This is a genomic window from Sphingobium sp. WR1, from assembly GCF_059693745.1.
In genome coordinates this window covers 318,084-329,849 of sequence record NZ_JCATID010000001.1, presented here as the reverse complement: position 1 = coordinate 329,849, position 11,766 = coordinate 318,084, and the positions used below count along the sequence as shown (strand labels likewise).

Sequence of the window (11,766 nt, the reverse complement as noted above, 5' to 3'; positions counted from 1 at the left end):
GACCTTCGCTCTGGTTCAGGCCGCCGCCCGCGCCCGGACGGCGCGCGCCAACAGCCGCTGGTAAACAGGTTCGTAACGCAAAATGTTTGACGACCAGTTACGATCGCGTTCGACGAAGGCGCGCGCGACAGCGCGGCGTTGGTCCCAGCCGCTTCGATCGGCAAACAATGCCTCCAGCGCTTGCGCGATCGCCGCCGGATCGTCGGGCGCGAACAAGGAGCCGGTGACGCCATCCTCGATCAGTTCGCGATGCCCGCCGACGCTCGACGCGGCGACCAGCCGGCCCTGCGCCATCGCTTCCAGCGGCTTCAAGGGCGTCACCAGATCGGTCAGCCGCATCGCCTTGCGAGGATAGGCCAGCACGTCGACCTGCGCATAATAATTTTCGACCTGATCATGCGGCACCCGCCCGACGAAGACGATATGGTCGGTGAAAGGCGAAGCCCGCGCCTGATCGCGCAGCGCCTGCTCCATCGGCCCGCCGCCGACCAGCAGCAGCTTCGCGCTGGGCCGGGCGCGCACGAGTCGCGGCATGGCGGCGATCAGATCGTCCAGCCCCTCATAATCGTAGAAGCTGCCGATGAAGCCCACCACGTCGGCGCCCTCCAGGCCCAGCCTGGCGGTCAGCGCGGGATCGCGCGGCACGGGCACGCCGAACTGTTCCAGGTCGACGCCATTGGGCGACACGATGATCTTCGCCGGGTCGATGCCGCGCGCAATCAGGTCGCCGCGCAGCCCCTCGCAAATCACCGCCACCGCATCGGCATGGCGTACCGCGCGGGTTTCCAGCTGCCGCGTCAGCCAATAGCGCGGGCTGCCTTGCGTCCCCGTGCCATTGCCCACCGCCGCATCCTCCCAGAAGGCGCGAATCTCGTAGATCAGGGGAATGCCGTGACGCTTCGCCACACGCTGCGCGGCGATGGCGTTCAGCACCGGCGAATGGGCGTGGATCACGTCGGGCCGCCATTGCCGCGCCAGCGCGTCGATCGCATCGGCATGGGCCGAAATGTCGCGCCATTCGCGCAGCACCGCATTGCCCTTCGCCGACTCCCCCGGCGTGCGGTGGAAGGTCAGGCCGTCCACCATTTCCAGCGGCGGCCCGCCCGCGCCGTGGCGGCGGCCGGTAATGCCGCGCACTTCCCAGCCCTTGGCGATCTGCGCACGCAATATCGCCCTTGTGCGGAACGTATAACCGCTGTGCATCGGGAGGCTGTGGTCCAGCACATGAAGAATGCGAGTCATGACACGCCCTGTGTGCGCCAAAAGGTTTAACGGCCCGTCAACTCTGTCGCGCTAGGAAGAGGACCGTGCCCAGCTTTATCCTTCTCTCACGATGATCGACACCCTGTCCCTGCTGATCAGCCATGGCGCGATCCTGCTGGCTGCCTGGCGGCTGCTGTCGCGTGCGGACCTTGATCGCGATCCCGATTCGCAAGCTGCGGAAACGGCGGAGCCGCACCGCGATGCGTGACCTCTTCTTCGTCGCCTTTCTCGGCCTCTTCTTCCTGATGGGTTTCCGCCGGCCGTTCCTGCTGGTCGCGGTCTATGCCTATATCGATATCGTCTCGCCCCAGCGCCTCTCCTATTTCCTGCTCAACTCCATCCCCATTTCCTTCATCGCCTTCGCCGCGATGGTCGGCGCCTGGCTGCTGGTGGACGACAAGAAGGACTGCCGGTTTTCCGCGCGGCAGGGATTGATGCTCCTTCTCGTCGCCTGGTGCGGCTACACCACCATGACCGCCGACTTCCCGGTCGAGGCGCTGACCAAATGGAACTGGGTGTGGAAGGCGATCATCGCCGGCGTCTTCCTGCCGCTGGTCCTGCGCACGCGCCTGCGGATCGAGGCGCTGGCCGTTTTCATGATCCTGTGCGCCAGCACCATCATCATCAACGGCGGCCTGAAGACCGCGCTGTCGGGCGGCGGCTATGGCGTGCTCAACCTGATGGTCGACAATAACAGCGGCCTGTATGAAGGCAGCATCATCAGCTGCGTCGCCATCGCGCTCATACCGCTGATCCTCTGGGTTGCCCATCACGGCACCATCTTCCCACGCGACTGGAAGGTGAAGCTTTTCTGCTACTGCCTCTGCCTCGCCTGCATGTTGATGCCGGTGGGGACGGAGGCGCGCACGGGCCTCGTCTGCCTCGTCATCCTGGCGGGGATGATGCTGATGCGGTCGAAGCGCAAGTTCGTCTACGGCCCGCTGATGGCCTTCGCCGCGCTCGCCGCCATCCCCTTCCTGCCCGCCAGCTTCACCCAGCGGATGCAAACGATCGAGAATCACCAGGGCGACGAAAGCGCCTCCACCCGCGTCGCCGTGTGGATGTGGACGCTCGATTATGTGAAGCAGCATCCTGGCGGCGGCGGCTTCGACAATTATCTCCAGAACAGCTTCACCTATTTCGCCCAGAGCACCGTCACCGACGGCGGCGGCACCCGGATCGAGCGGCGGCTCGTCACCGACAAGGGCCGCGCCTATCACAGCGCCTATTTCGAGCTGCTGGGCGAACAGGGCTATTTCGGCTTCGCCATCTGGGCGCTGCTCCACCTCATCTGCTTCATCCGCACCGAATCGATCCGCCGCATGTATCGGAAGCGCGACGGACCCGATGAAGCCTGGATCGCGCCCTTCGCGGTGGCGCTGCAACAAGGACATATCATCTACATGATCGGGTCGCTGTTTGTGGGCATCGCCTATCAACCCTTCATCTTCATGATGCTCGCGCTTCAGATCGGGCTGGACACCTATCTCACCCGCAAGCGCAAGGAGGCGGCGCGCAGGAGCCTCGCCGCGACGCTCGCGGTGCAGCGGGGATTGCCGGCATGAGCGGGGAATTGCGCGCGCTGGGCCTGGCCCATGGCCTGCTGCTGGGGTTGCTGCTTGCCTCGCCGCTGGTGACGCCCGCCATGCCGTCCTGGGGGATCGAGGCTCTGTTCGTCCTTGCCGGTTTCCATCTGCGCCTCGCCGACCGCCGTTTCGCGCTGCGCGGGGATGCAAAGGACTGGATCAGCCACATCAGGATGGCGCCCGCCCGGCTGCTGCGCTGGGGCGCGACGGCGGTGGTCGCGCTGATCGCGGGCGACAGCGGGCAGGCGGGATCGATCCTGTTCGCCGCCCTGCTGTGCGAAGGCGCGGCCTATCCGCTTGGCACGCTGCTGCTCGGCCGCAGCCGCCTGCCCATCAGCGCCGGCGTACTGGCCCTGCTGCTGATCGCCGCGGGGGTGAGCGAGCCGGGTCTGGTGCGGGCGCTGCTCTGCTTCGCCGCCGGGCTCACCGCCTGCCTCGTCTGGATGCGCGGGCCGGACGGCGAGCCGCGCGCGCTGGCGCTGGCGCTGGGGGGCGGCGCGACGGCGGCGCTGACGCCGCTGCTCCTGCCCGCCGCCCTGCCCTTCGCCGCGCCGGTCGCCACCGTCTGTGCGGCATGGGGGCTGGCGCATCTGTCGGCGCTGCGCCGCCGGCCGCTTCCCTGGCGCCTGGACGCCCCGCCGATCAGGCTTCGGCCGGCCGCGCTTCGCACGCCGCTGTCCTGAAGACATGAAGGCGTGGACAGGGGCGCCGTTTAGGAACGAAGCGATGAACCGGGGGTTTGCGCCATGAGAAGGAAAATATGGCCCAACCCTCCATCGTCCATGCGGACGACAGCATCCCCGGCATCACGCGGCGTGCGCTGAAGCGCGGCTGGGCCTATCATGACGCAGATGGCAACCGCATCACCGACCGGGACGAGATCGACCGGCTGAACGCCGTCGCGCTGCCGCCCGCCTATCGCGACTGCTGGTTCTGCCCTTCGCCCTTCGGCCATATCCAGGCGACCGGCTATGACGACCGGGGCCGCAAACAATATCGCTATCATCCCGACTTCCGCGCCGCGCGGGAGGCGGAAAAATATGCCGGCTGCCCCGATTTCGGCCGCGCGCTGCCCAAATTGCGTGAGCGGCTGGAGGCCGACCTGTCGAAACGCGGCCTGCGCAAGGATCGCACCGTCGCCGCCGTCGTCCGCCTGCTCGACCTTGCCAAGCTGCGCGTCGGCAATGAACATTATGCCACCACCAACAGGAGCTTCGGCGCGACCACCTTGCGCCGCCGCCATCTCGATCTCAACGGCAGGTCGCTGACGCTGCGCTACCGCGCCAAGTCGGGCAAGCAGCATCAGCTGACCGTGACCGACAGCCGCCTGCTGCGCTTCGTGCGCCAGGTGCAGGATCTGCCCGGCCAGCATCTCTTCCAATATCTGGACGAGGATGGGGAGGCGCGGCCGATCTGCTCCAGCGACGTCAACGCCTATATCGCCGACGCCATGGGGGCGCCCTTCACTGCCAAGCATTTCCGCACCTGGGGCGCGTCGACCATCGCCTTCGAAGCGCTCGCGACGGCTCATGTGTCGCTCAAGGAGATGATCGCCCCGGTGGCGCAGGCGCTGGGCAACACCCCCGCCATCAGCCGCAAGAGCTACATCCATCCCGCCCTGATCGCGCTTTGCCGCGACGGACAGGATGAATGGCGCAAAGGGCTTCGCCTGCCGCGCCGGACCCGCTATCTTTCGCGCGAGGAGCGCGGCCTGATCGCCTTCCTCGACAGTATCGCCGATTGCGCCCCGCTTGCAGCGGCGGCCTGATCCCTTCACGCTATTCCCCCAGAACAGGACAGGCATGGCCGACAAGAAAGACCCCACGCTTCCCGACATCCATGTGACGCCCCCGAACCTGCGCGAAATGTGGCATTCCACCATCGCCTGGTTCCAGCTCCACTATGTGCAGATCCTGATCGCCATCGGCGCGGCGACGATCATCTATCTCGCGCTGGCCGCGCTGCGCGAACTGGGCAAGCGGCACCGGGGGCAGCGCGGCGATCCGCTCGGCTATACCAATGTGCTGGGCCGCGCGGCGGCGCGCACCACCCATTATTTCATGCTGCTCGTGTCGGCGCAGCTGGTGGTCGGCTATGCCGATGCGCCCGCCGCGCTGGCCAGGACCGTCACTTTCCTCTTCACCATCGCCACCGTGCTGCAAGCGGCAATCTGGGCACGGGAGATCATCCTGGGCCTGATCGAGCGCAAGACGCTGGCGGAGGATGGCGGGGGCGAGACGCTGGCCAACGCCATGGGCCTCATCCGCGTGCTGGTCAGCTTCGCGCTGTTCGCCATCGCCGCCGTCGTGGTGCTCGACAATTTGGGCGTCAACGTCACCGGCCTGGTCGCGGGCCTCGGCATCGGTGGCATCGCCATCGGCCTGGCGGCGCAGGGCATCTTCTCTGACCTGTTCGCCGCGCTGTCGATCATCTTCGACAAGCCCTTTCGGCGGGGCGAGACGATCACCTACGACACCACTACCGCCACGGTGGAGAAGATCGGCCTCAAATCCACCCGCCTGCGCGCGGTGACGGGCGAGAAGAAGGTGATTTCCAACGCCAATCTGCTGCAGAAGGAAATCACATCCTATCTCGTGCTCGATCATCGCCGCATCAAGTTCGCGATCGGCGTCATCTACCAGACCCCGCCCGATATGGCCGAGCAGATCCCCGACATATTGAAGCTGATCGTCGACGATCTGGGCGGCCGCTTCGTGCGGTCGGGTTTCATCGGCTTCGGCGCGTCGAGCCTGGATTTCGAACTGGAATTCGACGTCTACCTGCCCGACTGGGACGCCATCTATGTGATACGGCACAAGATCGGCCTCGCCATATTGCGCCAGTTCAACCAGCGCGGCATCGAATTCGCCTACCCCACCCAGACGACCTTCACCGCCGCGCCCGACGGACGGATGATCATGCCCTATGCCGATGTGCAGCCAGTCCGACGGGCGGAGGGGTGACATCACAAGGGCCGGAGCATCGCCCCGGCCCGGTCCCCTTGCATCAAAGGTCGACCTTACCCTGCATTCGCGCCGGTCAGCGCCGCGATCGAGGGCTTGTTCGTCGCGTCGATCGTGCCGTCGGCCGTCATCGCCTTGCCCATGTTGATCGCCTCGTCGCGCAGCCCTTCCGTCATGGATGTCTGGCTGGCGCCGATCAGGGCGGACAGCAGGATATTCTTGCTGACCGCGTCGGCCGGCTGCTCAGCGACCGACTTGCGCGCCAGGGGTAGCGCCTCCTGATAATAGGGGTCCGCCCCGTTGGTGTCGCTCGCGCCCAGTTTCTGATTGCCCAACTGGATCAGGATGCCGGCGAGGATGTTGCGGCTGGCCATATCGGTCGGCTTCGCCTCCACCACCTTGCGCCAGTGCGGCAGCGATTCGCCATAAAGCGCGATCACCTTGTCCATCTGGCCCAGCGCGCCATAGGCGGCGGCATCGGCATAAAGGGCGTTGGCGAGGAAGTTCACATTGTCGATCTTGGTGGGATCGACCTCCACGGCGGTGCGGATGGCGGGGAGCGCCACATCATATTTGGCGACCGCGCCGGCATTGTCGCCACTCTGCTGCGCGCTCTGCCCCGCAGTGAAGTCCGTCACCGCCTGGTTGAAGGCGGCGATCTGATCCGGGGTCATTTCCCTGGCGGCGGGGGGGGCTTCAGCGGGGGGCGCTTCGGCTGGAGCGCTCGGGGGGGCGCTCTGGGGGGCTGGGGCTTGCTGCGCCAGCGCGGGCGCGGCAAGCGCCAGCGGCGCCGACACAGTTATCAGAAAAAACTTGGCAAATTGAGCCAATGTCAGGGTCTCCTTGCATGGTTGCATCGAAAAAGTCGCTCCGACGTGAATTTCGCGCGGCCCAACTCTTTCAATGAACGAAGGAATAACCCGGTTCCCGATCTTTCATATTCGGCTCATCGCGCAAAAGGCTCCGGCCATGGAAAATTCCGCGCGGCGGTGGGCTGCCCGCGCGGACGCTTCGGCATCCTCTCCCCATTGTTCGACCTGCCAGGCTTCGTCGATCTCGACCGCCTGCCAGATGGCGTCGCGCTCATGGCCGCCCTCGATCAGCGCCAGCCCGCAGACCAGCGATCCGCTCAATGTCACCAGCGTCGACAGACCGCATAGGGTGAAGGGATCGAGCGCCGCCACCGCCGCCTCCAGTCGGGCCACCGTTTCATCCGGTTGCGCGACCGGGATGATCCCCTGCGTTACGGCGAAGGTCACGTCATAGCGCGCGCGCGCCCAATCGAGCAGCGGGTCCCACGCCGCCGCCTGTCGCGCGACCAGCGTATCGGGGCCATCGGCGCGGTAGCAGAGCAGGTCGCTCTGCGCATAGCGCGCCACCCCGGCGGCGAAGTCCGCCTTGTTGGTCGCGACATGATCGATCGCGGCATTGGCAAGGCCGGTCATCGGCATGGCGGCGGGATCGATCGTCTCGCCCTGCGCCCGCCATTCGGCCGCGACCGCATCGGCCAGCGCCTGTGTCGGCAGCGCCAGCAAGGCGCGGGCGGGAGTGCGCACCGGTCGTCCGTCAAGCTGGATCGCGAAGCCGCCTTCGGCCTGCACGATCGTCACATTTTTGTAGAAACGCTTCATTGCGGCGGCCTCTGGCGAAACAGCGCCAGCAGCAGGCGCGGAACGACGATGAACTGGAACAGGCCGGTGACGACCATGATCGCGCCGAACGCCTTCGCCTTGTCGCCCTGCACCCAATCGAACCGCTGCATGATGGCGAGGAAACCGAACATGACGATGAAGGCGCCCGACAGGCGGAACAGGCCGATGGCGAAATAACGCTGGCGCGCGACCTTGTCGGGGTCGGCCGGCGGAGGTGGCGGAGGAAGCTGGTTCATGGCGCGCCGATATGGCCGCGCAATTCCAAACTGTCCATCGCCACCGCATGGGCGCCCGCCGCGACCAGCTCGGCCGGTGCGTGATAGCCCCAGCCGACGCCGATGGTGCGTGCGCCCGCCGCCAGCCCCATGTCGATGTCGAAGCTGGTGTCGCCGATCATCACCGTGGTTTCGGGGACCGCGCCCGCTTCGACCATGGCGGTCTGGAGCATCGAGGGATGAGGCTTGGACGGATGCCGGTCGGCGGTCTGCAACGTCACGAACCGGTCGACGATGCCATGATGGGTAAGGCAGAGATGGAGGCCGCGGTCGGACTTGCCGGTCGCCACGCCCAGCAGCCAGCCGGCCGCATCCAGTTCATGCACCAGATCGGCGATGCCGGGATAGAGCGGTTCCGACACCGCATTTTCCTGACGCAAGGCGTGAAAGGCGCTCTTGTAGCGATCGGCCAGATGATCGTGGAAATCGCTCTCCGCTTCCGGCAGCAGCCGCGCCATCGCGACCGGAAGCGACAATCCCACCACCGAGAGGATCATCAGCCGCTCGGGCGGGGTCAGCTTCGCCTCCTCAAAGGCGCGCACCATGGCGGTGCAGATGCTGTGCTGGCTGTCCACCAGCGTCCCGTCACAGTCGAAAACCACAAGGTGATTGCTCATCCGCCGTCCAATGCCCCCCGCATCAGGGCGGCAATGGGCTGTTCACCTGCCGCCGCCATTCCGTCAGCCGCCGCGGCGCGCGCGGCCGCCGGCTTATTCTGGCCCAGCTTCCGTGTGCCGCGCCAATCCGTGACGGTCATCTGATAGCCGATGATTGCCCCCGTCATCCGATCGAACAGGCCGGGCGCCATTTTGTTCCGGGTCCAGACCGATTTGGGCGCCAGCCGCGCCTCGCTGTCAAGCGACAGAGCGTCGATCAGGCCGGGCAGCGCCTCGACCGGCAGCGCTTGCACGTCGCCCTCCAGTTCGGCGGCGACATAGTTCCAGGTCGGCACCTGATCCTCCAGCCCATACCAGTCCGGGCTGACATAGCCATGCGGCCCGTTCACCACGAACAACGCCCGCGCCCCGTCGATATGGGCCGCCAGCCGGTTGCCCCGCGACAGGTGAAAGCCGATCCGCCGTTCGTCCAGCCAGACCGCCGGCACATGCGCCACCGCCGGTCCGTCCGCTGTCTGCGCGAAGAGCATACCGAACCGTCGGGCGGCGACGAAGGCGCGCAGTTCACCCTCATCCCGCCAGCGGAATTTGGGATCGGGATGCACCCGCTACCCCTCAGCGCGACCCGCGCGCGCGGCGTTCGCCCTTGCGGCCCTTGCGGATCTGCTTGGCGTGCTGGCGCGCGGCCTTCTTTTCATCCTCGCGGGTCGGGGTGCGGTCGATCTCATCGTCCAGCGGCAGGTCCCCCAGGCTGAGGTCGAAGCCGAGGTCGGTGAGGCTGTTGGCGAAATGCGTGGGCAGTTGCGCCGTCACGTCGACCCGTCCGCCATCGGGATGGTCGACCCGGATGCGGCGGGCGTGCAGGTGCATCTTGCGGCTGATCGTGCCGGACAGAAAGGCTTCCTTCCCGCCATATTTGCCGTCGCCCACGATCGGATGCCCGATCGCCGCCATATGGACCCGCAACTGGTGGGTGCGGCCGGTATAGGGTTGCAGCTCGACCCAGGCGGCGCGGTTGCCCGCGCGCTCGATCACGCGATAGCGCGAACGGGCGGGCAGGCCTTCCTCCTCGTCCACATGCATCTTCTCGCCGCCGGTGCCCGGCTGCTTGGCGAGCGGCAGTTCGATCATGCCGTCCTCGATCGAGGGGACGCCCATGACCAGCGCCCAATAGACTTTCCGGGCCGTTCGGCTGGAGAAAGCCTTGGCGAAATGGGCGGCGGAGCGGCTGGTGCGCGCCAGCAGCAGCGCCCCCGACGTGTCCTTGTCCAGCCGATGGACCAGCTTGGGGCGCGATTCCGCGTCGAACAGCAGGCCGTCGAGCAGCTTGTCGACATGCTCGTCGGTCTTGGTCCCGCCCTGCGTCGCCAGGCCCGGCGGCTTGTTGATGACGATCGCCTGCGCGTCGCGATGGATCACCATCTCCTGCGCATAGGCGATCTCGTCCGGGGTCAGGTCGATCAGGCGGACGCGCCTGGGTTTCTCGGCCGCCTCCGGCTTCTGCTCGGCGGGGGGAACGCGGATCATCTGGCCTTCGGCGATGCGGTCGCCCGGCGCGGCGCGCGCGCCGTCGACGCGCAGCTGGCCTGTGCGCGACCAGCGCGACACCAGATTGAAGCTCACATCGGGCAGATGCCGCTGGAACCAGCGGTCGAGGCGGATGCCGTCATCGTCCGCCCTCACCCGGAACTGGCGCACGTCCAGCGAGACGCCCTTGGCGGGGTTGGCCTTGACCGCCGCAGGCTTGGGCGCGGCGGGCCTAGCCGCAGCCGACTTGGCCGCGGCCGGCGCTTTGGGCTTGAAGGCCGGCTTCTCCCCGTCCCCCTTGCGCGGGCCGGATGGCTTGCCGCGACCGGGCGCGCCGGTCGGCTTGCGATCCGAAGTGCGGCCGCCCGAAGGCTTGCCACCAACGCTGCGCGAACGCGCGCCGTCCCTGCCGGGAGGACGCCCCTTCATGCCGCGACACTCCGCGCGAGCTGGAGCCCCAATGCCAGCGCCGCCACCGCACCGATCACCGACGCCAGCACATAGCCCAACGCAAGCGCGATCCGCCCGCGCTCGATCATCAGCATCGTCTCCAGGCTGAAGGCGGAAAAGGTGGTGAAGCCACCGAGCACGCCCACCCCCAGCAGCAGCCGGATCGGCTCACCCGACGCTGTTCCGATTGGGGCGCTGCCCCGCGCCAGCCATCCGGCGAGCAGCCCCATGGCGAAACCGCCGATCAGATTGGCGGCGAAGGTGCCCCAGGGCCAGGCCGCGCCCGGCGTCATCTGCCCGGCGAAGCGGCCCAGCTGATAGCGCAGCGCCGCGCCGAGCGCGCCGCCGCCCATCACAAGAAACATATTGGTCATGCAATCCGCCCTATAGCGAATCCGCCAAGGGGGAAAGGTCGCAATCAGGCCGCGACCGTCGCGTCCGCCGCCACCGGCCGGCGATGCGCGGCGATGCAGGTGACGACACTCGACACGACCAGCACGAAGGCCAAGCCTTCCAGCGGGGTCGGCAACCGCCGTTCCCACAGAAAGCCGTAGATCAGCGCAAAGCCGGTTTCGAACAGGATCATCTGCCCGACCATGGTCAGCGGGAGCAGCCGGCTCATCCGATTCCACAGCGCATTGCCGACGATCGAGGCCAGCAGCGCGATGCCGATCGTCACGCCCGCAAAGCGGCTCCAGGCGGCTCCGTCATGCTGGCCCATGCCCAGCAGGAAAACAACCGGCAGGAACAGCAGCGCCTGCACTCCCGTCGCCAGGCCGATCAGGAAATTCCAGTCCTGCGCGCGCATGTCGCCCATCCGCCGCAGCCAGTGATTATTGCCGATGGCGAAGAGGGTCCAGGAGATCAGCGCCCCGACCGCGCAAACAAAGCCCGCCAGCCGCGTCATGACAGACCCCGATCCGGGCATCGCCACGGCCTGCCAGCCGATGCAGAGCGCGCCCGCCATGCACAGCAGCAGCGACGGCGCCAGCAGGCGCAGCGGCACTGCGCCCGCCTGACGGCTGCCCACGATCGTCACCGCCACGGGCAGAAAGCCGACCACCAGCGACGTCATGGCGATCCCGCCCATCTGCACCGCGCTCGCCAGCAACACATAGTAAAAGAGGTTGCCGGCCAGCGCGAGCCAGGCGAGCGCCCACAGGATGCGCGGCGTCATCAGCGCCGCGAGCGTCCGCCAGCGCGGCGCGATCAAAAGCGCCGACATGGCGCCATAGGCCAGATAGCGGCCGACCGCCTGCTCCAGCGGGCTGAAACCGCGCACCACTTCGGGCGCCAGGAACACCAGCCCCCAGAGCGCGCCCGCGCCCGCGCCGAACAATATGCCCGCCAGCGTGGCGCCGTTCGATCCCCTGTCCATCGCCTGCCGCCTTCCCGATTAGCCTGGTCGACGGGCAATATCATCGCACATACGG

At 67.1% G+C, this 11,766-nt stretch carries 14 protein-coding genes; 5 read left to right on the top strand and 9 right to left on the bottom strand.

Annotation, left to right across the window (positions count from 1 at the left end; all coding sequences use genetic code 11):
* Nucleotides 1-15: 15 nt before the first annotated feature.
* Nucleotides 16-1,242 (bottom strand): TIGR04063 family PEP-CTERM/XrtA system glycosyltransferase, encoded by a 1,227-nt coding sequence (locus AC58EF_RS01660; protein WP_497273953.1) that lies wholly within the window; start codon nt 1,240-1,242, stop codon nt 16-18.
* Nucleotides 1,243-1,333: 91 nt separating this feature from the next.
* On the opposite strand from AC58EF_RS01660, the gene AC58EF_RS01655 reads away from it, so the two are divergent.
* From AC58EF_RS01655 to AC58EF_RS01635, 5 genes are all read left to right on the top strand, one after another.
* Nucleotides 1,334-1,471, top strand: a complete 138-nt coding sequence (locus tag AC58EF_RS01655; RefSeq protein WP_497273952.1) for a hypothetical protein — start codon at nt 1,334-1,336, stop codon at nt 1,469-1,471.
* Entirely contained in the window at nt 1,464-2,828 is a 1,365-nt protein-coding gene (locus AC58EF_RS01650) for a putative O-glycosylation ligase, exosortase A system-associated (protein WP_497273950.1), read from the top strand. Before AC58EF_RS01655 ends, AC58EF_RS01650 begins: the two co-directional genes overlap by 8 nt.
* Entirely contained in the window at nt 2,825-3,532 is a 708-nt protein-coding gene (locus AC58EF_RS01645) for a hypothetical protein (RefSeq protein ID WP_497273948.1), read from the top strand. The genes AC58EF_RS01650 and AC58EF_RS01645 overlap by 4 nt, the downstream gene beginning before the upstream one ends.
* 77 nt (nt 3,533-3,609) lie before the next feature.
* Nucleotides 3,610-4,617, top strand: a complete 1,008-nt coding sequence (locus tag AC58EF_RS01640; RefSeq protein ID WP_497273946.1) for a DNA topoisomerase IB — start codon at nt 3,610-3,612, stop codon at nt 4,615-4,617.
* Nucleotides 4,618-4,651: 34 nt separating this feature from the next.
* Complete coding sequence (locus tag AC58EF_RS01635) at nt 4,652-5,812, top strand: mechanosensitive ion channel family protein (RefSeq protein ID WP_497273944.1); 1,161 nt, start codon at nt 4,652-4,654, stop codon at nt 5,810-5,812.
* A gap of 56 nt (nt 5,813-5,868) precedes the next feature.
* Here the strand turns inward: AC58EF_RS01635 and AC58EF_RS01630 are convergent, their stop codons facing one another.
* The 8 genes from AC58EF_RS01630 to AC58EF_RS01595 form a co-directional block, all read right to left on the bottom strand.
* Nucleotides 5,869-6,669 carry a hypothetical protein gene (locus AC58EF_RS01630; RefSeq protein WP_497273942.1) on the bottom strand — a complete coding sequence of 267 codons (801 nt, stop codon included), beginning with the start codon at nt 6,667-6,669 and terminating at the stop codon, nt 5,869-5,871.
* Nucleotides 6,670-6,747: 78 nt separating this feature from the next.
* On the bottom strand, nt 6,748-7,443 hold the full coding sequence (locus tag AC58EF_RS01625; protein WP_497273941.1) for an ATP12 family chaperone protein: 696 nt from the start codon (nt 7,441-7,443) through the stop codon (nt 6,748-6,750).
* A complete protein-coding gene (locus tag AC58EF_RS01620) occupies nt 7,440-7,700 on the bottom strand; it encodes a hypothetical protein (protein ID WP_497273939.1) in 261 nt (86 codons plus the stop codon). The genes AC58EF_RS01625 and AC58EF_RS01620 overlap by 4 nt, the downstream gene beginning before the upstream one ends.
* Nucleotides 7,697-8,356 (bottom strand): HAD-IA family hydrolase, encoded by a 660-nt coding sequence (locus AC58EF_RS01615; RefSeq protein ID WP_497273937.1) that lies wholly within the window; start codon nt 8,354-8,356, stop codon nt 7,697-7,699. Before AC58EF_RS01615 ends, AC58EF_RS01620 begins: the two co-directional genes overlap by 4 nt.
* Nucleotides 8,353-8,961 carry an FMN-binding negative transcriptional regulator gene (locus tag AC58EF_RS01610; RefSeq protein ID WP_497273936.1) on the bottom strand — a complete coding sequence of 203 codons (609 nt, stop codon included), beginning with the start codon at nt 8,959-8,961 and terminating at the stop codon, nt 8,353-8,355. Before AC58EF_RS01610 ends, AC58EF_RS01615 begins: the two co-directional genes overlap by 4 nt.
* A 10-nt stretch (nt 8,962-8,971) precedes the next feature.
* Nucleotides 8,972-10,312 carry an RluA family pseudouridine synthase gene (locus AC58EF_RS01605; protein ID WP_497273934.1) on the bottom strand — a complete coding sequence of 447 codons (1,341 nt, stop codon included), beginning with the start codon at nt 10,310-10,312 and terminating at the stop codon, nt 8,972-8,974.
* Nucleotides 10,309-10,707 (bottom strand): fluoride efflux transporter CrcB, encoded by a 399-nt coding sequence (crcB, locus tag AC58EF_RS01600; RefSeq protein ID WP_497273933.1) that lies wholly within the window; start codon nt 10,705-10,707, stop codon nt 10,309-10,311. Before crcB ends, AC58EF_RS01605 begins: the two co-directional genes overlap by 4 nt.
* A gap of 44 nt (nt 10,708-10,751) precedes the next feature.
* A complete protein-coding gene (locus AC58EF_RS01595) occupies nt 10,752-11,711 on the bottom strand; it encodes a DMT family transporter (RefSeq protein WP_497273932.1) in 960 nt (319 codons plus the stop codon).
* Nucleotides 11,712-11,766 lie beyond the last annotated feature (55 nt).